Consider the following 20,501-nt stretch of genomic DNA (forward strand, 5'->3'; position numbering starts at 1 on the left):
TTTACCATGGGTGTGTACGACTACAAAAACTTCGGCACAGCAGATTCAAAGGCGTTGTTCACCGACGCTATGGCAATCACGCTGTACTCCTATCACAACCTCGATAACGGCTTTGCCACCGGTTATCAGCACAATGGCTTCGGCCTGGGATTGCCGGCGACGCTGGTGACCGCGTTGATTGGCGGTACTGACTCCCAGGGTGTGATTCCCGGCGTGCCGTGGAACCCGGATTCGGAAAAAGCCGCGCTGGCGGCGGTGCAGAAAGCCGGTTGGACGCCGATCACCGCTGCGCAGCTGGGTTACGACGACAAGGTTGATGCGCGCGGTACGTTCTTCGGCGAAAAGGCCGGGTATACCAGCGCCCAAGTGGAAATCCTCGGCAAGTACGATGCGCAGGGCCATCTAAGCGAAATCGGCGTGGCCTTTCGCGGCACCAGTGGCCCTCGGGAAAGCCTGATCAGCGATTCGATCGCCGACGTGATCAACGACGTGCTGGCCGCGTTGGGGCCCAAGGATTACGCGAAGAACTACGTGGGCGAGGCCTTCGGCGACTTGCTTGCCGATGTTGCCGCGTTTGCCCGGGCCAATGGCTTGTCGGGCAAGGACGTGCTGGTCAGTGGCCACAGCCTTGGCGGCCTGGCGGTCAATAGCCTGGCGGACCTGAGCAACGACAAGTGGGCCGGGTTCTACAAGGATGCCAACTACATCGCCTACGCCTCACCGACGCAAAGCAGCACCGATAAAGTGCTGAACGTCGGTTATGAGAATGACCCGGTGTTCCGCGCACTCGACGGCTCGTCCTTCAACTTGTCGTCGCTGGGCGTGCACGATGCGCATCAGGATTCGGCAACCAACAACATTGTCAGCTTCAACGATCATTACGCCTCGACCGCGTGGAATGTGCTGCCGTATTCCATCCTCAATATTCCGACCTGGATTTCCCACCTGCCCACGGGGTATGGCGATGGCATGACGCGGGTGCTGGAGTCGAAGTTCTACGACCTCACCAGCAAGGATTCGACCGTCATTGTTGCCAACCTGTCTGACCCGGCGCGCAGCAGCACCTGGGTTCAGGACCTCAACCGCAACGCCGAAACCCACAAGGGCAGCACCTTCATCATTGGCAGCGACGGCAACGACCTGATCCAGGGCGGCAAGGGCAACGATTACCTGGAAGGCCGCGACGGCAACGACACCTTCCGCGACGGCGGCGGCTACAACATCGTGCTGGGGGGCAAGGGCAGTAACGTGCTGGATCTGCAGCAGTCAGTGAAAAACTTCGATTTCGCCAATGACGGCGCGGGGAACCTGTACATCCGCGATGCGCAGGGCGGCATCAGCATCACCCGCGACATCGGCAGCATTGTCACGAAGGAGCCGGGGTTTCTCTGGGGGCTGTTCAAGGATGACGTGACCCACAAGGTCACCGCCAACGGCCTTGCGGTGGGCAACGACCTGACGCAGTACGCGTCCACGCTGAAGGGCGGAGCGGGAGCCGATACGTTGAAGGCGCATCCCGGCGGTGATTGGTTGTTTGGTCTGGACGGCAACGACCATCTGGTGGGCGGCCAAGGCAACGACGTGTTGGTGGGCGGGGCCGGAAATGACCTGATGGAGGCGGGTGGCGGGATCGATACGTTCCTGTTCAGTGGCGCGTTTGGCCAGGATCGGATCGTGGGTTATCAGGCGAACGACAAACTGGTGTTTCTCGGGGTTCAGGGGGTGGCGCCGAATGATGACGTACGCGCCCATGCCACGGTTGTGGGGCAAGACACGGTGCTGACGTTTGGCGGTGATTCGGTGACGCTGGTCGGGGTTGGGCTGGATAGCCTGGCCAATGTCGTCATCGCCTGAAGGTGATGTGGCGCCTGTAAGGGCCTCTTCGCGAGCAAGCCCGCTCCCACATTTAACCGAGTTCTCCCATAAGAATGCGGTCGAATGTGGGAGCGGGCTTGCTCGCGAAGAACGATAACGCGGTGTTCAGTCTTCCTTGCGAACCGTGGCCACGTCATTAACCTTGACCTTCACTTTCGCCCCGGAAATATCTTCGAACTCGTAAAAGCCTTCTTTGGTATTGGCTTTTGGCATGTCCTTGGTCAAATATTGAGTGCCGTTCTGCAGCGTCACCACCGTTGGCGTCGAGCAACCGGCCAGGGCCAGAAGGGCTGCCGCTACCAGTGGCAAACCCAGTGTCTTGATATTCATAACCACCTCTCATCCTCCTAAAATCAGCGCGACTGCTTCAAATCCTTCAATCGCCGCTGCACTTCTACCGCCGTTGGTGCGACGGATCCCCGGAAAGTTCGATGGGCCACCCAAAAAAAACGGATCGCGCCGCCGCTTATCCTTTTCCGTTTGCACCGGACGGGTCGTAGCTGGTATCTGTACGCATAACCAGTACTCGTACGCCACGGCCCTGTTTTCCTGTGACCACAAATCCCCTCGACGATCCGTTCTATTACTTGAACAACTTCATGCAAGTGCTTGATTGGCTTGAACATCGTTATGCCGATGTATTGAGTGTCGAGGAGCAATGCTTCATCCGTGAGTTCAATCGACTGCCCCGGGAACCCCGTGCGCTCCTGGTCCGGATGGTCATGCGCAAGGGCGTTCACTTCCGGGCGAGCAAACTGCATTACGTCGAGATCGGCGACATTGCCATGGCCGCTGAGCCGTTGTTGGCCCAGGGTTGGATCGATGAGCAGGCGCCGCTGCCGCTCGACGTGGTGTTCGAGGCGTTGCTCAAGGCCGAAATCCTTCAATGTTTTGGTGCCGCCATCGATCAGCCCAAAGGGAAAAAGTCCGACTGGCTGCCTGCATTGAGCGAACGGTTTCCCGAGGTACAACCCTTCAATCAGTGGTGCGCGCCACTGAATGATCGGTTGTTCAGCCTGACTATCATGGGCTTGTGTGATCGCCTGCGCCTGATGTTTTTCGGCAACCTTTACCAGGACTGGTCGGAGTTCGTGCTTGCCGACCTTGGCATTTTTACCTATGAAAAAGTCGAGTTCTGCGCCGAATCCCGCGGCTTGCGCAGTCGCGAGGACGTGGACGCCTGCCTGTTTCTCCATGACTGTCAGCAGCAGTTCGAGGCCGGTGAAGCGGTGGAGGCGGTTGTCGAGCAGATCAACGGGCTGGCGCTGAGCAATCCCTGGCTGCAAAAACGGCGCAGCAAATTGCTGTTCCAGATCGGTCAGCACTGCGAACGCGTGGCGGATTTCGCCAATGCCCTGGGCATTTACCGCGAGTGCGCCTGGCCTGGCGCACGGTCGCGATTGATTCGTGTGCTGGAGCGCTGCGGCGAGTATCAGTTGGCCATGGACCTGGCCGTTGCTGCCGGGCAAACGTCGGAAAGCGCCGCCGAACAACAGCAATTACTGCGAGTGGTGCCCAGGCTGCGGCGCAAACTCGGCGGGCCGGCAGTGAAACGATCCTCTCCACGGGAAATGCAGCGTCTCGATCTGCAACTGCCCAGAACCGACCCGACGCTGTCGGTGGAGTTTTACGTTCAGGCGCATCTGGCGGAGGATTCGGCGCCGGTGCATTACGTCGAAAACAGCCTGATCAATTCATTGTTCGGGTTGCTGTGCTGGCCGGCAATCTTTGCGCCGTTACCGGGGGCGTTTTTCCACCCGTTCCAGCGCGGGCCGGCGGACTTGCTCAATGAAGACTTCCAGGCGCGCCGGGCCGATCTGTTTCAGGCTTGCCTCGCCGAGCTGGATGACGGGCGTTACCGCCAGACCATCCGTGAGCGATATGCCGCCAAGTGGGGCGTGCAGTCGCCTTTCGTGTTCTGGGGCGCGTTGAGCGAACCACTGCTTGAGCAGGCCCTGGACTGCCTGCCCGCCGAGCACCTCAAACACTGGTTCAACCGCCTGCTGCTGGACATCAAGGCCAACCGCGCCGGCATGCCGGACCTGATCCAGTTCTGGCCGCAGCACAAGACCTACCGCATGATCGAAGTCAAAGGCCCCGGTGATCGCCTGCAGGACAACCAGTTGCGCTGGCTCGAGTTCTGCCATGAACACCAGATGCCGATTGCTGTTTGCTACGTGCAGTGGGCGGAGCAGGGCGCTTGAGCTACAGCATTGCGGTGCGGGCGTTGTGTGAATTCACCGCCAAGGTCGGGGACCTCGACCTGCGTTTCACGCCTTCGCCGACGGCACTGGAAGGTATCGTCGGCCACCGTACGGTGGCGTCCCGGCGCAGCGAGGGTTACCAGAGTGAGGTCGCGCTTGAAGGTCTGTACCAGACGTTGAAGGTCAAGGGCAGGGCGGACGGCTACGACCCGGCGCAAAACTGCCTGGAAGAAGTCAAAACCTATCGCGGGGACTTGAGCAAACAACCGGCCAACCATCGTCTACTGCATTGGGCGCAGGCCAAGGTCTATGGCTGGTTGATGTGCCAGAAACTGGGCCTGGCGCAGATCAACCTGGCGCTGGTGTATTTCGACATCGTCAGCGAAAAGGAAACCTGTCTGGTCGAAGCCTTCAGCGCTGGAGAATTGCAGAGGTTCTTCGAGCAGCATTGCCGACTGTTCCTGCATTGGGCCGAACAGGAAATGGCCCATCGCGAGGCGCGCAACGGCGCGGCGCAGCAACTTTCGTTTCCCCATGCCGGTTTTCGTCCGGGCCAACGGCATCTGGCCGAGTCGGTGTTCAAGGCGGTCAGCACTGGCCGGTGCCTGATGGCGCAGGCGCCGACCGGCATCGGCAAGACGCTTGGCACGCTGTTTCCGATGCTCAAGGCGCTGGCGCCGCAGCAACTGGACAAGGTGTTCTTTCTTACGGCAAAAACGCCGGGGCGCAAACTGGCGCTCGATGCTGCGCAGGTGATCCTCGACAGCGCGGATGCGCCGCCGCTGCGGGTTCTGGAGATGATCGCCCGGGACAAGGCCTGCGAACATTCGGACAAAGCCTGCCACGGCGAATCCTGCCCATTGGCCCAAGGCTTCTATGATCGCTTGCCGGCTGCGCGCCAGGCCGCCAGCGAGCTGTCACTGTTGAACCAGAATGCCTTGCGCGAGGTGGCCGTGAAACATGCGGTGTGCCCGTACTACCTGAGCCAGGAAATGGCCCGCTGGTCAGACGTGGTGGTCGCCGACTACAACTATTATTTCGATTTCAGTGCGCTGCTGTTCGGGCTGGCCCAGGCCAATAACTGGAAAGTCGCGGTGCTGGTGGACGAAGCCCACAACCTGGTGGAGCGCGGCCGGCAGATGTACAGCGCCGGTCTCGACCAGTCGGCCCTCAACGGCGTGCGTAAAACCGCGCCCGAGCCGTTGAAAAAATCCCTGCAACGGGTCAATCGTGAGTGGAACGCCCTGCATAACCTGCAACTTGGTGCGTATCAGGCCTACGACAAGCCTCCGGAAAAACTGCTTCAGGCGCTGTCCTCGTGCAGTGCGAGCATTGGCGATTACCTCAATGATCACCCGCAGGGCCTGGACAGTGCATTGCAGACGTTTTATTTCGACATGCTGCAATTCTGCCGCGTTGCCGAACTCTTCGATGAACAGTTTCTGTTCGACATCAGCAAGCGGGACCTCGAGCGTAAAAAACCGCTTTCGCAACTGTGCCTGCGCAACGTGGTGCCTGCCGGTTTCATCCGCCCGCGCCTGACGGCCGCACGCAGTACCGTGTTGTTTTCCGCGACGTTGAGCCCGCGTCATTACTATGGGGATCTCCTCGGGACGCCGGCGAACACGGTGTGGATCGATGTTGAATCACCGTTTCACGCTGACCAGTTGAAGGTCCATATCGTCAATCAGATCTCTACACGGTTCGTTCATCGGCAATCGTCGCTGGCGCCGATCGTCGAGCTGATTGCCCGGCAGTTCAGTCAACGCCCCGGCAACTACCTGGCGTTTTTCAGCAGCTTCGATTATTTGCAGCAAGTGGCGCAGTTGCTCGCCGAAAAACACCCACACATCACCGTGTGGGCGCAATCGCGGGGTATGGGAGAAACCCGGCGCCAGGACTTTCTCGATCAATTCACCGCGGACAGCCAAGGAGTTGGCTTCGCAGTGCTGGGCGGGGCATTTGGCGAAGGCATCGACTTGCCCGGCGCGCGGTTGATCGGTGCATTCATCGCCACCTTGGGCCTGGCGCAACTCAACCCGGTCAATGAACAGTTGAAACATCGCATGGCCGCGATTTTCGGTGCCGGTTACGACTACACCTACCTGTTTCCCGGCGTGCAGAAGGTGGTGCAGGCTGCAGGGCGAGTGATCCGCACCCAGCAGGATGAGGGGGTGGTGATGTTGATCGATGACCGGTTTGGCGACAGCAAGGTCAAGCAACTGCTGCCGCGCTGGTGGTCGGTTGCTCCGGCGATTTCGCTCTCGGCTGAGTAGGATTTTTTACCTTAAAAAACATCGACATACCTTGAAAAACACAGACATTTGAACAAGTGGCGAATGCCCGCTTTATTCATAGAGGCAATCATCACTTTCAAGCCAGTCTTTGATAAGGAAATCAAGGTATGTCAGCAGCACCGAACTATACGTACACCCAAGAGCAGGTCACGGCCGCATTCGATGAAATAAAAACGACGCTGTTCAGCGGCATTACGGCCGAGGCAACCCCGAAAATGCTGATCGTTGCCGGCCTGCAGGGATCTGGCAAAACGTATCTGCTTGAAAAAAGTCTTCTGCCTTCGGGCCGCTACAAAAATTACGTGCGCCTGTACCTGCCCGAATACCGAAAAAAACACCCTCACTACGCTGAGATGATCAAGCTTGGCGTTCTGCATGCGTATGAGCATACAGAGGCGTTTGTGCGTGAAGTCAGCGCGATGATCTTTACGCAGGCATTCGTCGGCAAATACAACATCGTCATGGAGTGCGCGTTCGACAGCCTCGATTTCGCGGCTTTTCCGCTGACGGCAACAGCCGCCGGTTATCACTTCGAGACTCATATCGTTGGCTGCACCCAAGAGTTCGCTCATGTGTCGAGCATCAAGAGAGCACTCAACAGCCTCGAAAACCAGGAAATGGAAAGATTTCTGACGGGATCAACACTGGCTGCCAGCATGAGGTATGCACAAGCGATCATCCTGGCCATCGAGACGGCCTCAAAAGCGATCAGCGGTTCACAAATCACCGTGTACGAACGCGGATTCGGCGTGTTGAAAGAACGAGCGCTACGGGCTCAGAGTACTTACACCCTGGATGCCAACGGCTCACTGATCAAAACGACAACCCTGAGGCAATTTGAGCACAGCGTTTACTCGCGGATTATTGATAACCCTGTTTTTGCGGTGAATGGTCACCACGAAATCATCAAGGAGTGCCATCTGGCGCTGCTCAAGATCGCGGGTCATACCCAGCATGTTCCGAGTTTCGTATACAACGATTTGTATGCCTGCATTGTCAGATACGCAAACCGATAAGACTTTGCGTCGAGCGGGGCATTTCGGCTTTCCAAACCCCGGGTTTGTCGCATACTCCTCAAAAAACAATCACGACGTGAGGGCTCAATGAACGAAGATAGAGGCAAAGCCAGCACCATCGAGGACGGGCGCTTTCGCCTGTTGATCGATGCGGTGATTGACTACGCGATCTACATGATTGATCCCGACGGCATCATCACCAGTTGGAATGCCGGCGCTCGACGTTTCAAAGGGTATGAAGAAGCGGAAATCCTCGGCCAGCATTTTTCGCGGTTCTACACCGAGGAGGACCGTCTCAAGGGGATGCCCCAACGAGCCCTGGACACCGCCATTCGGGAAGGGCGATTCGAGGGAGAAGGCTGGCGGGTGCGCAAGGACGGTACGCATTTCTGGTGCCATGTGGTGATCGATCCGATCCTCGATTCGACGGGCAAGTTGCTGGGGTTTGCCAAGATCACCCGGGACCTGACTGACCGCAAAATGGCTGAAGAAGTGCTCAAGCAAAGCGAACAGCAGTTCCGGCTGCTGGTGCAAAGTGTCACGGACTACGCTATCTACATGCTCGACGCTGACGGACGGCTGACCAACTGGAACCCTGGTGCCCAGCGCATCAAGGGTTACTTGCCCGAAGAAGTGATCGGTCAGCATTTTTCGATGTTTTACACCCCGGAAGACCGCGCAGCCGGCGAACCGAAGCGCACGCTGGACATTGCCATCCGTGAGGGGCGATTCGAGAACAAAGGCTGGCGAGTGCGCAAGGACGGCACGCGGTTCCTGGCGCATGTCGTGGTCGATCCGATCTGGGGCGATACCGGGACGTTGCTCGGTTTCGCCAAGATCACCCGGGATATTACTGAAGCGACCCGCGCTCAGCAGGCGCTCGAACAAACCCGTGAGGCGCTTTTCCAGGCGCAGAAAATGCAAGCCATCGGGCAATTGAGCGGGGGGATTGCCCATGACTTCAACAATTTGTTGACGGTGATCCTTGGCAATCTGGAAATCGTGCGCAAGCGAATCGGGGACGATTCGAAGATCACCCGATTGCTGGACAACGCCACTCAAGGCGCCTTGCGCGGAGTGGCGCTGACCCAGCGCATGCTGGCCTTTGCCAGGCGACAGGAACTGAAGACCGAGTCCGTCGAGATACCGACGCTGGTGGAGGGCATCACCGGCCTGTTGCGCAGTTCCCTCGGGCCTTCCGTAGCGCTCGAAACCCGTTTTACGGAAACAATCGAGCCCGTTTGGGCCGACAAAAACCAGCTCGAACTGGCAGTCCTGAACCTGGCGACCAATGCCCGCGACGCCATGCCCCATGGCGGCAAGCTCCTGATCAGCGCCCGGTCTGAAGACGCCGGCGATCATTCCTCGCTCAGGCCAATGACAGGTCGTTATGTTTGCCTGAGCATCAATGACACCGGGGAGGGCATGGACGACGCCACACTCGCCGTGGCGATGGACCCATTCTTCACCACCAAAGGGGTCGGCAAAGGTACGGGGCTGGGATTGTCGATGGTGCATGGCTTCATCGAACAATTGGGCGGGCGATTCATTCTAAAGTGCCAGAAGGGCAAGGGCACCACGGCCGAACTGTGGATTCCCGTCGCCACGCAAGGCTCGATCGCCAAGCCTGCCCAGGAGGAAGCCGCACCGCCGGTGCCTCGTCTGTGCGTGCTGGTGGTGGATGACGACAGCCTGGTGCTGACCAGTACCTGCCTGTTGCTCGAAGATCTGGGCCATCAGGTGATCAGTGCGGTATCCGGGGCTCAAGCGCTGACAGTGCTCGACAGCGAACAGGTCATCGACCTGGTCATTACCGACATGGCCATGCCGCAAATGAACGGTGCGCAACTGGCGCAGGCGATCCGAAGCATCAGGCCAGACCTGCCGATCATCCTCGCCACCGGTTACGCCGAGCGGCTGGAAGGCTTTGCGACTAGGCTCCCACGCCTGTCCAAACCATTCACGCAACTCAACCTGGTGGAAATCATCGCCTCGACATTACGGTAACAAACCGTCCGGCTCTTCAAGCGCCCGCTCTTATTCTCCCGCGCCCGTAGGAGCCGGCTTGCTGGCGATTGGCCCCTGAGCCCTGCAGTGACCTTGCGGACGCCATCGCCGGCAAGCCAGCTCCTACAAGGTACGAGGTGACTGGCAGGGATGTGTGTCGCGACAAATCCCTGTAGGAGCCGGCTTGCCGGCGATTGGCCCCTGAGTCCTGCGCTTACCTTGCGGACGCCATCGCCGGCAAGCCAGCTCCTACAAGGTGCGAGGTGGCTGGCAGTGATTTGTGCCGCAACAAATTCCTGTAGGAGCCGGCTTGCTGGCGATTGGCCCCTGAGCCCTGCGCTGACCTTGCGGACGTCATCGCCAGCAAGCCAGCTCCTACAAGGTGCGATGTGGCTGGCAGTGATGTGTGCCGGAACAAATTCCTGTAGGAGCCGGCTTGCTGGCGATTGGCCCCTGAGTCCTGCGCTTACCTTGCGGATGTCATCGCCGGCAAGGGGGGCTTGTTAGCGGTCGCGCAAACTGCGCTCCATCCGTGCAATGCCTTCCTCCAGCAACGCGCGCGGGCAGCCGAAGTTCAGGCGTACGAACTGTTGGCTGTCATCGCCGAAATCCAGGCCAGGACTAAGCCCGACCTTCGCCTTTTCAAGGAAGAACTGCTGCGGGTTCTCCAACCCCAGCGCCGAGCAGTCGAGCCAGGCCAGGTAGGTACTCTGAGGCACATTCATGCTGATGCCGGGCAAGCGCGTGCGAACGGCTTCCACCAGATAATCGCGGTTACTTTGCAGGTAGTCCTTGAGCGCGGCCAGCCACGGCGCACCTTCGGTGTAGGCAACGCGTGTCGCTTCCATGCCCAGCGGATTGACGCTGTCGACCATGCCGCAGCGCGCATGGTTGACGCGTTCGCGCAGGGCGCGGTCCTGAATGATCATGAACGAAGTCTTCAGGCCAGCGATGTTGTAGGCCTTGCTCGCCGACATCAGCGTGATGGTGCGCCGGGCGATTTCCGGGCTCAACGACGCGGTGGGGATGTGTTGGCGGCCGTCGAAGCACAGTTCGGCATGGATTTCGTCGGAAATGATCCAGGCGCCTTGAGTCACGCAGATATCGGCCACGGCTTGCAGTTCTTCCCTTGGGAACGCCTTGCCCAGCGGGTTGTGCGGGTTGCTCAGCAGCAGTGCACCGCCGCCTTCCAGCGACTGGCGCAAGGCCTGAAGCGGCGTGGCGTACGTGCCATCAGCCATCGCCTCGAAATTCAGTTCAACCTTGTTCAGCTCCCAATGCCCCGGTGCATGACGCAGCGGTGGGTAGTTGGGCGTTTGCACCACGACATTCTGTTGCGGCTGGACCAGCGCATTCAGGGCCATGTTGAAACCCGATTCCACGCCCGGCAGGAAAACCAGCTCCTGCGGCTCGACGCGCCAGGCGTACTTGTTCCAGAGGTCGGTCACGATGGCATTGCGCAAGTCATCTTGCGCCACGCTGTAGCCGAGCAACGGGTGTTCCAGACGTTTTTGCAGGGCCTGGATGATCACCGGTGGCGCGGCAAAATCCATGTCGGCAACCCACATCGGCAATACGTCGGCCGGGTAGCGGCTCCACTTGGTACTGCCGGTGTTGTGGCGGTCGAACACCTGATCAAAATCGAAGGTCATGCTCATTCTCATACAAGGCAGGGTTGTTTTCGGCGGTCATGATAAACGCCAACCCCTGTGGGAGCGAGCCTGCTTGAGAGTGCGAGCGCGCCGGCTGACGATTATCAGAAACGGCCGAAACTCAGCGGGTACTCGATAACGACATAAACCCTGTCGATATCATCGCCCGCCTGGGCGCTGTTGGCCCGGTGCGAGACATGGGACAGTTGCAGCGACAAGCCCTTGGCCGATCCAGACTGCACGATGTAGCGCAAATCGATGTCTCGCTCCCAATGCCGTCCACCATCACCTTGCAGCGGCCTGTACGCACCGACCGACTCATCGAACGGGTTGTAGGCGCCGCCCTTGGGTGCGTGCGTACCGTCGATCTGGCTGCCTGTGACATAACGGGTCATGAATTTCAGCCCGGGAACGCCATAGAGGCCCAGATCAAGGTCGTAGCGAGCTTGCCAGGACTGCTCGTGGGCACCGTTGAAGTCGGCGTATTTGATCGAGTTGGCGAGGTAGATCGAGTCGCCACCGACGAAATCGAACGGGGTATCGCCGTTGACCTTTTGATAGGCCAACGTGAAGGCGTGGGCATCGACGGTGTATTTGCCTGACAGGCTGAACGCTGTGTTGTCGATAGCACCGGCCAGCGCCTGGCCTGTGTCCTGCGTGCGATAGAGATTGGCGTCGAGGAACCAGCCGGACTGTTTCAGGTGCAGATTGGCGTAGTACTGATGCCAAGTGTCGGTCAGCTCTGAAGCATAGAGGGCCGCGCCGAACGGACTTTGCGTAAACAGGTCGGCACCCAGAATAGAAATGCCGCCCGCTTCAGTGTTGGCGCCGTAGCCGTAAAAGTTGTCCTTGCCCGAAGCACCGTCCTGATTCTTGAACGCCGTGAAGTGGCCGGCGACCAGATTCACTCCCTCAATCTCGTGGCTGTTTACCAGAAAACCGCTGGCGTACTCGGGTTGCAGGCGTTTATCCGCGGTGTCGAACACCGGGGTTTCGACCATCATTTCACCGAAGGCCAACGTGGTTTTCGATGCCTTGATTTTCAACGCGCCGCCAGCACTGGAATAGTTGTCTTCGCTGCGACCGTCACTGTCCAGCGGCAATAATCCTGTCCCGGAATGGCCCTTGCCACCGTCCAGTTTCAATCCTAGAAACCCGTGGGCATCGAGTCCGAATCCGAGGGTGCCGGGGGTGAAACCGGATTCAAAAGAGCTGATAAAGCCCTGAGTCCATTCGGCTTTGTAGCTTTTGCCTGCCGGCGTCGGGGATCGATAGTCGTTGTTGAGATAGAAATTTCGGCTCAGCACTTCAAGCTTCGCACCGGCCAGCAAGCCCTGCGACTCATCTGCCAGGACCGTGCCTGATAACAGCGCCGGCAGACACAGGCACAACCCGCGACTGAGGTCTCGTGAGGAAAACGTCATCGATCAGTCCACCGCGAAGGGAAGCGGCTCCGGAACCCCGGAGCCGCGTTGTTACTTAATGACCTTCGGAGGCGCCGAACATGGTCTTGGCGTAGATCAGGCCCAGACCGTAAGAACCACCGTTGGCAATCGAGGTTTTCACGGTTTCGTCGTAGGTCTCGGTACGTGCCCAGTCGCGTTGCAATTCAAGCAGGTATTGCAACGAAGTCATCGGCCGCGCGCCGATCTGGATCATGCGCTGCATCGCCATTTCATGGGCTTCGGTGGTGACGTCGCCACAGGCGTCGGCAATCACGTACACCTCAAAACCCTGGTCGATGGCCGACAGCGCCGGGCCGACGATGCAAACGGAGGTCCACAGGCCGGCGAGGACGATTTTCTGTTTGCCGAACTTATTCACTTCAACGGCAATGCGCTCGTCTTCCCAGGTGTTCATGCTGGTGCGGTCAATGACGTTGTGTTCCGGGAACACCGATTTGATTTCGTCGAAGATCGGGCCGGAGAAGCTCTTTTCGGCAACGGTGGTGAGGATGGTCGAGACCTTGAAGCCGCGCGCCGCCTTGGCCACCAGCGCGGCATTGTTGCGCAGGGTCACGGCGTCGATCGACTTGGTCGCAAAGGACATTTGCGACTGGTGATCGATCATGATCAGCGTGTGGTCGGTTGGGGTCAGCAGGGTTTTGCCGGGTACTGCTTTTGCGATAGCCATGGCGATGTCCTTACGGGGTGAGTGAGGAGGCCATGGTGGCGTAGAGTCGGACGGGGATATTGAACCGATGTGCTGTGTTTTGACTTTCTTGCGGGGGAGGCTAGCCAGTTCCTACAGGATCGGGGTGTACGCCCCCCCCTGTAGGAGCCGGCTTGCTGGCGAAACAATGGTGGCCGTTATACCGCCTTACCAGATCGGCAACGTGTAACTGACGATCAACCGGTTTTCATCCAGATCACTGCCAAAATTTGTCGAGCGCACTGTCGCATTGCGCCATTTCACTCCGACGTTTTTCAGCGGCCCGCTCTGCACGACATACCCGATATCGGTATCGCGCTCCCATTCCTTGCCTTCAGGGCGGTTGTTACCCAGGTCTATATCGGTACCGTTGATGTAGCGGGTCATGAACGTCAGGCCGGGAATGCCGAGGGCGGCAAAGTTGTAGTCGTAACGGGCCTGCCAGGATTTTTCGTCCTTGCTGGCAAAGTCGCCGATCTGTACGAAGTTCACCAGGAACGCATCGGTGCCATTGATGTAGGCATACCCAGTGTCGCCGCTCATGCCTTGATAGCCCAGGCCGAATGCATGCCCACCGAGGTTGTAGGTGAACATGGCGCCAATTGCCTTGTTGTCGACATTACTGCCGCCATCATCGATGGAGCGTGCGAACCGCAGATCAGTCTTCAACGATTGACCGACGGTGACCGGCAACACGTAGGTCAGGTTGACCAGGTGCTGGCTGTAGAAATTGTCGAGGTGGCCGTAGCTATAACCAGTGGCGAGGTTGCTGGTCCATTTGTAGTTCAGGCTGGCGAAATCGAAGCTGTCGCTGTCCAAATGGCGGCTGGTGATGCCCTTGGCGCCGGTTCGGGTGATGCCCATGTCCTCATAGTCCGAGGAGTCGCGCTGGTTGACCTGCGTCAGCCGTCCGGCATCCACGGTCAGGCCTTCGACTTCCAGCGAAGTCAGTTGGCCGCCCTTGAAGGTTTGCGGCAACAGCCGTGAATCGTTGGCCAATACCGTCGGCAGCTTGGGCAGCAATGTGCCCAGTTTCAATGTGCTCTTGGATGCGCGCAGTTTGGCGGTCAGGCCCAGTTCACCGTATTCGTCCTGCGCGCCTTTGCGCGTGTCGCGATGGCGCTGGAGCAGGCCGGAGCCGGCGCGATCCGGGCTGGAGTCGAGTTTGACGCCTACCAGGCCGATCGCATCGAAACCGACCCCGATCAGCCCCTCGGTAAAGCCGGATTCGTAGCGCAACAGGAAGCCTTGCGCCCATTCCTCCTGTTTCGATTGCGCCGCGTTGGTCTGACGATAGTCACGGTTGAAGTAGAAGTTGCGTAGCTCAAGGCTGGCCTTGCTGTCCTTGATAAAGTCAGCAGCGGCGGGGGCCGAGAGGCTGATGACGCCGCCGGCCAGCAACAGTCGGGTAGCGAGAGTGCGGGTGTTGCGATCCATGTGAAGCCCCTTTGTTTTTATTATGAAATGACGGCTTGCGCGACCCTCGCCAACCGGGCGAGGGCTTACCAAGAAAAAACGCGAGCGCCGAAAAGAGAGGAGCGTGGCGCCGCGTGCGGTTCAATCGTTAGAACTGCTCGGCGCTCAGACCGAACAACGAGGCACTGCCGGCGCGAATCGATTGTTCGAGGCTCAAAATGCGCGGCAGCAGGCGATGGAAGTAGAAGTCGGCGGTGGCGATCTTCGCACCGTAAAAGTCTTCGTCGTCGGTTCGCTTTTGCCGGGCAACCTGCGCCATGCGCGCCCACAGCCAGGCGTAGGCCACATACCCGAACAGGTGCAAATACTCCACGGAAGCGGCGCCGATTTCGTTGCGGTTGGTCGCTGCCCGGTCCTGCAACCAGTCGCTCAGGTCTTCCAGGCGCTGCACGGCATCGAACAGTTGCGCGCTGTAGGGCGCGTCAGGCTGGTGGGCGAAATGCCGAATCTGGCCGGTGAACTGACGCAACGCGAAACCGTTATCGGCCAGCACTTTGCGCCCGAGCAGGTCCAGCGCCTGAATACCGTTGGTGCCTTCGTAGATCTGCGCGATGCGCACATCGCGGACCAATTGTTCCTGGCCCCATTCGCGGATGTAGCCATGGCCACCGAACACTTGCTGGCCGTTGATGCAGCTCTCCAGGCCGGTGTCGGTGAAGAAGGCCTTGGCAATCGGCGTCAGCAGCGCGACCAGGCTCTGGGCGCTCTCGCGTTCTTGCGCATCGTCGGAGAACTTCGCCAGATCGAGCTGCTGCCCGACATAACTGGCGAACGCGCGGCCACCTTCAGTCATGGCTTTCATGCTGAGCAGCATGCGGCGCACATCGGGGTGGACGATGATCGGATCGGCGACTTTGTCCGCGGCCACGGTGCCGGTCGGGGCGCGGCTCTGAATGCGTTCACGGGCGTAGGCCACCGCACTCTGATAGGACGCTTCGGCGCAGCCAATGCCCTGAATACCGATGGACAGGCGTTCGTAGTTCATCATGGTGAACATCGCTGCGAGGCCTTTGTTGGCTTCGCCCACCAGCCAGCCGCTGGCACCGTCGAAATTCATCACGCAGGTGGCCGAGGCCTTGATGCCCATCTTGTGTTCGATCGAACCGCAACTTACGGCGTTGGCCTCGCCAAGGGAACCGTCGGCATTGACCAGCACTTTGGGCACCACAAACAGCGAGATGCCTTTCGGTCCGGCCGGCGCGTCGGGCAGTTTTGCCAACACCAGATGGACGATGTTTTCGGTCAGGTCCTGATCGCCGCCGGTGATGAATATCTTGCTGCCGGTGATGCTGAAACTGCCATCCGCCCGAGGTTCTGCGCGGGTGCGGATGATCCCCAGATCGGTGCCGGCATGGGCTTCGGTCAGGCACATGGAGCCGGCCCAGCGACCTTCATACATCGGCGGCAGGTACAGGTCTTTCAAGGTCTCGCTGGCGTGGGCATCCAGCGCCAGGCACGCACCGGAACTCAATGCCGAATACAGTGCGAAACTGGAATTGGCGCCGTAGAGCATTTCTTCAAACTGCACGGCGAGCATTTTCGGCATGCCCATGCCGCCGTACTCGGGATTACCGGACAGGCCGACCCAGCCACCCTCGATGTACGTGGCATAAGCCTGTTTGAAGCCGATGGGCGTGGTCACCTGACCTTCATGCCACTGTGCGCCTTCTTCGTCGCCGCTGCGGTTCAAGGGTGCGATCAGGTGCGCGGTGACTTTCCCCGCTTCCTCAAGGATCGCGTCGGCGATGCCGGCATCGATGTTGTCAGCCAGGGCAGGCAGGCGTGCCCACAGGGCTGGGGCGTCGAACACCTCATGCAGGACGAAGCGCAGATCGCGCAGGGGGGCTTTGAATTCGGGCATAACGTGAACCTCGACAGGACGGTTGTGCACGGCGCCGCAACCGGGTGCCGTGCCTTTCAATCAATGACTGGAAGCGCTGGCAGCACCGAGACCGGTCTGGGCGCGCACGAACTGGTCGGCGTAGGCGTCACGTTCCTTGTCGGCCCGCACACTGCGGTCGAGTCGGGACACGACGACAATCACCAGGAACGCCAGCGGCATGGAAAACAGCGCCGGGTGGTCGTACGGGAAGATGGCGTGAGCATGACCGAGCACGGTCACCCACACGGCCGGGGACAGGATCACTAGCACCAGCGCGCAGATCAGGCCGGCAAAACCGCCGATGATCGCGCCTTTGGTGGTCAGGCCTTTCCAGTACATGGCCATGATCAGTACCGGGAAGTTGGTCGAGGCGGCGATGCCGAAGGTCAGGCCGACCAGGAACGCGACGTTCATCTTCTCGAACAGAATGCCCAGCAGAATCGCGATGATGCCCAGGCCTACGGTGGCCATGCGGGTGACGCGCATTTCCTGTTTCTGGGTGGCGTTGCCTTTCTTGAAGACGGTGGCGTAGAGGTCGTGGGAAATCGCCGACGCACCGGCCAGGGCCAGCCCGGAGACCACCGCAAGGATGGTGGCGAACGCCACGGCCGAGAGGAACCCGAGGAACAGGTTGCCGCCTACCGCTTTGGCCAAGTGCATCGCGACCATGTTGCCGCCGCCAATCAAGGCGCCGCCAACTTCACCGTTGACGTAGTACTGCGGATCGGTGCCGATGATCACCATCGCGGCGAAGCCCAGGGTGCAGACCACGAGGAAGAAGAAACCGATGAAACCGGTGGCGTAGAACACCGATTTACGCGCTTCCCTGGCGTTGGGTACGGTGAAGAAGCGCATCAGAATGTGCGGCAGACCGGCAATGCCGAATACCAGGCCGAGAGACATTGACGCGGTGTTGATCGGGTCGGCGAGCATTGAGCCGGGGCCCATGATATTCCAGCCGCTGGCATGCGCTTCGACCGCTTTGGTGGCCAGGGTTTCGTAGCTGAAACCGAACTGCGACATGGCCATGCCCGCGAGAGTCGTGCCGCCGGACAGCAGCAACACAGCCTTGATGATTTGCACCCAGGTCGTTGCGATCATGCCGCCGAAGATCACATACACCAGCATCAACGCGCCGACGATCACCACCGCTACCGGGTAGTCGAGGCCGAACAGCAATTTGATTAACTGGCCGGCACCGACCATCTGCACGATCAGGTAGCAACACACCACCGTCAACGAACCGAATGCAGCGAAGATCCGCACTTTGTTCTGGTCCAGTCGGTAGGAGACGATGTCGGCAAAGGTGTAGCGCCCCAGATTGCGCAGCCGCTCGGCCATCAGGAAGGTGATGATCGGCCAACCGACAAAGAAGCCGATGGTGTAGATGAAACCGTCGTAACCCTTGGCGAACACCAGGCTGGACAGCCCCAGCAGCGTAGCGGCGGACATGTAGTCGCCGGCAATCGCCAAGCCGTTCTGAAACCCGGTAATGCCACCGCCGGCAGTGTAGAAGTCCGAGGTGGATTTGGTCTGGCGCGCGGCCCACCAGGTGATGGCCAGCGTGCCGAGGACGAACACGAAGAACATGCCGATCGCATGCAGGTTCAGCGGTTGTTTTTCGATGGCACCCAACGCGGGTGCAGCGAATACAGCGGAGGTCGGCAACAGGCAGGCTGCGGCGAGGATGAGTTTACGCATCACTTGCTCTCCTCAAGAATGGCCGAACCCAGCGCATCGAAGCGCGTGTTGGCGCTGTAGACGTACCAACCGGTCAGCAACCAGGAAAAAACAATGATCGCCGCGCCAACCGGCATGCTGAGGGTCAACATCCGGTGCTCGCCGAGCGGCGCGTGCAGCCATTGCGGGGCAAACGCCACCACGAACATGAACAGGTAATAAGTGCCCAGCACCGCAGCACTCAACGACCAGGCCAGGCGCGAGCGACTGCTGACCAGTTGCAGGAATTTCGGGTTGGTCCGAATACGTTCACAGCGTTGGGTATCGGTTGCATGGATGTCGATCATGATGCGCTCCACATTGTTGTTGTTATCGGTGTGTGGGGGCAGGGCAGGCCGAATTCGGCCTGCACGAGCCCGAGGCGGCAGGTAGGACACCTGCCGCCTGATAGGTGAAACGTCGGTGAGGGTTAGAGGGCCTTGGCCCTGTCGCGCAGCACGTACTTCTGGATCTTGCCGGTGGAAGTCTTCGGCAGCAGGGTGAAAATCACCGTGCGCGGGACTTTGAAACCGGCCAGATGCTCGCGGCAGAAACTGATGATGTCGGCCTCGCGAACGTCCTGGTGATCAGCCTTCAAGGTGATGAAGGCGCAGGGCGTTTCACCCCATTTTTCATCGGGGCGGGCGACCACGGCGGCTTCCATCACCCCCGGATGGCGATAGAGCACGCCTTCGAGTTCGATGGTGGAAATGTTCTCGCCACCGGAAATGATGATGTCTTTGAGGCGGTCTTTGATCTCGACATAACCGTCGGGGTGACACACCGCCAGGTCGCCAGTGTGAAACCAGCCACCCTCGAATGCTTCGGCGGTGGCCGTCGGGTTTTTCAGGTAGCCCTTCATCACGGTGTTGCCGCGCATGAACACTTCACCGATGGTCTGGCCATCGCGCGGGGTCGGTTCCAGCGTCTTCGAATCGCCGACCATCACACCTTCGAGCGTCGGGTAGCGCACGCCCTGACGGGATTTGATCTGCGCCCGTTCTTCCAGCGGCAGTTCGTCCCATTCGGCATGCCAGGCGCAGAGGGTCACCGGACCATAGGTTTCCGTCAGGCCGTACACGTGGGTGACCTTGATGCCCATTTCCTCCACGGCGCCAATGACTTTGGCTGGCGGCGCAGCACCGGCGACCATGGCGTTGACCGGGTGATCGATGGCCGCCTTCGCCGATTCCGGCATGTTGACCAGCGCGTTGAGCACGATCGGCGCGCCGCACAGGTGCGTGACCTGATGTTCGCGAATCAGCGTGAGGATTTTCTGCGGATCGACCCGGCGCAGGAACACGTGAACGCCGGCGAGCGCGGTGATGGTCCACGGGTAGCACCAGCCGTTGCAATGGAACATCGGCAGGGTCCAGAGGTACACCGGATGGTTGCCCATGGCCCAGGTCATCTGGTTGCCCAAGGCATTCAAATAAGCGCCGCGATGGTGATAGACCACGCCTTTCGGATTGCCGGTGGTGCCGGAGGTGTAGTTCAGCGAGATGGCTTGCCACTCGTTGGCTGGCCATTGCCAGGCGAACGCCGGGTCGCCTTCGGCCAGCAACGCTTCATAGTCCAGATCGCTGACGGCCTGGCCTTCACCGTATTCCGGGTCGTTGACGTCGATGACCAGAGGCGGGTGATCAAGCATGCCGATGGCGGCGTGAATCACGTCATGGAACTCGCGGTCGGTGATCAGCACCTTGGCCTCGCCATGCTGGAGCATGAACGCAATGGCTTCAGCATCCAGGCGCACGTTGAGCGGGTTGAGCACGGCGCCGATCATCGGCACGCCAAAATGCACTTCCAGCATTTCCGGGATATTGGGCAGCATCACCGCCACGGTGTCGTCTTTGCCGATGCCGCGACCAGCCAGCGCCGAGGCCAGGCGTCGGCAACGGGTGTAGGTCTGCGCCCAGGTACGGCGAATGGAGCCGTGGATGACGGCGGGGTAGTCGGGGTAAACATTGGCCGTGCGCTCGAGGAAGCTGAGCGGAGACAAGGCGATGTGATTGACAGCCGAAGGGACTAGCCCTTGTTCATAGATCGACATGTGCGGTACTCGGTGGCTGATTGTTAGCTCTATCGGTGGCCTTTCAGCGTCGCCGCTGAGGTCACCTTTATATGTCCGGTGTGCTTTATATAACAATCCTCCATCGATATGGAAGTACAACCTATGGCGTATGGTATAAGTACTATATTTGATTCGTGCTGAACTAAAT

Annotated in this window: 14 protein-coding genes; 5 read left to right on the top strand and 9 right to left on the bottom strand. The window is 59.5% G+C overall.

Features of this window, described 5'->3' with window-relative positions; all coding sequences use genetic code 11:
• Positions 1-6 precede the first annotated feature (6 nt).
• Positions 7-1,854, top strand: coding sequence for a polyurethanase (locus IB245_RS07450; RefSeq protein ID WP_192227161.1), 1,848 nt, complete (start codon positions 7-9; stop codon positions 1,852-1,854).
• Between the two features lie 126 nt (positions 1,855-1,980).
• On the opposite strand, the gene IB245_RS07455 is transcribed toward IB245_RS07450, so the two are convergent.
• Positions 1,981-2,205 carry a YgdI/YgdR family lipoprotein gene (locus IB245_RS07455; RefSeq protein WP_008026328.1) on the bottom strand — a complete coding sequence of 75 codons (225 nt, stop codon included), beginning with the start codon at positions 2,203-2,205 and terminating at the stop codon, positions 1,981-1,983.
• Positions 2,206-2,426: 221 nt separating this feature from the next.
• Here IB245_RS07455 and IB245_RS07460 point away from each other — a divergent pair, with 221 nt between their 5' ends.
• The 4 genes from IB245_RS07460 to IB245_RS07475 all read left to right on the top strand — a co-directional run bounded on the left by IB245_RS07460 (position 2,427) and on the right by IB245_RS07475 (position 9,399).
• Complete coding sequence (locus tag IB245_RS07460) at positions 2,427-4,079, top strand: VRR-NUC domain-containing protein (RefSeq protein WP_192227162.1); 1,653 nt, start codon at positions 2,427-2,429, stop codon at positions 4,077-4,079.
• Entirely contained in the window at positions 4,076-6,355 is a 2,280-nt protein-coding gene (locus IB245_RS07465) for an ATP-dependent DNA helicase (RefSeq protein WP_192227163.1), read from the top strand. The genes IB245_RS07460 and IB245_RS07465 overlap by 4 nt, the downstream gene beginning before the upstream one ends.
• 128 nt (positions 6,356-6,483) lie before the next feature.
• Entirely contained in the window at positions 6,484-7,392 is a 909-nt protein-coding gene (locus IB245_RS07470) for a zeta toxin family protein (protein WP_192227164.1), read from the top strand.
• A gap of 87 nt (positions 7,393-7,479) precedes the next feature.
• On the top strand, positions 7,480-9,399 hold the full coding sequence (locus IB245_RS07475; RefSeq protein WP_192227165.1) for a PAS domain-containing sensor histidine kinase: 1,920 nt from the start codon (positions 7,480-7,482) through the stop codon (positions 9,397-9,399).
• 503 nt (positions 9,400-9,902) lie between these two features.
• On the opposite strand, the gene IB245_RS07480 is transcribed toward IB245_RS07475, so the two are convergent.
• The 8 genes from IB245_RS07480 to IB245_RS07515 all read right to left on the bottom strand — a co-directional run bounded on the left by IB245_RS07480 (position 9,903) and on the right by IB245_RS07515 (position 20,332).
• On the bottom strand, positions 9,903-11,051 hold the full coding sequence (locus tag IB245_RS07480) for a MalY/PatB family protein (protein ID WP_192227166.1): 1,149 nt from the start codon (positions 11,049-11,051) through the stop codon (positions 9,903-9,905).
• A gap of 104 nt (positions 11,052-11,155) precedes the next feature.
• Complete coding sequence (locus IB245_RS07485) at positions 11,156-12,475, bottom strand: OprD family porin (protein WP_192227167.1); 1,320 nt, start codon at positions 12,473-12,475, stop codon at positions 11,156-11,158.
• A gap of 55 nt (positions 12,476-12,530) precedes the next feature.
• On the bottom strand, positions 12,531-13,184 hold the full coding sequence (locus IB245_RS07490; RefSeq protein WP_008041483.1) for a hydrolase: 654 nt from the start codon (positions 13,182-13,184) through the stop codon (positions 12,531-12,533).
• A 186-nt stretch (positions 13,185-13,370) separates the two neighbouring features.
• Positions 13,371-14,639: an OprD family porin gene (locus IB245_RS07495; RefSeq protein ID WP_008041484.1), complete on the bottom strand. Its 1,269-nt coding sequence runs from the start codon at positions 14,637-14,639 to the stop codon at positions 13,371-13,373.
• Positions 14,640-14,766: 127 nt separating this feature from the next.
• On the bottom strand, positions 14,767-16,539 hold the full coding sequence (locus IB245_RS07500) for an acyl-CoA dehydrogenase C-terminal domain-containing protein (protein ID WP_192227168.1): 1,773 nt from the start codon (positions 16,537-16,539) through the stop codon (positions 14,767-14,769).
• 60 nt (positions 16,540-16,599) lie between these two features.
• Positions 16,600-18,261, bottom strand: coding sequence for a cation acetate symporter (locus IB245_RS07505; RefSeq protein ID WP_192227169.1), 1,662 nt, complete (start codon positions 18,259-18,261; stop codon positions 16,600-16,602).
• Complete coding sequence (locus IB245_RS07510) at positions 18,261-18,587, bottom strand: DUF485 domain-containing protein (protein ID WP_192227170.1); 327 nt, start codon at positions 18,585-18,587, stop codon at positions 18,261-18,263. Before IB245_RS07510 ends, IB245_RS07505 begins: the two co-directional genes overlap by 1 nt.
• Before the next feature lie 122 nt (positions 18,588-18,709).
• Entirely contained in the window at positions 18,710-20,332 is a 1,623-nt protein-coding gene (locus IB245_RS07515; protein ID WP_192227171.1) for an acyl-CoA synthetase, read from the bottom strand.
• Positions 20,333-20,501 lie beyond the last annotated feature (169 nt).

The sequence above is a fragment of the Pseudomonas sp. PDM02 genome, assembly GCF_014852285.1.
GTDB classification, from domain to species: domain Bacteria; phylum Pseudomonadota; class Gammaproteobacteria; order Pseudomonadales; family Pseudomonadaceae; genus Aquipseudomonas; species Aquipseudomonas migulae.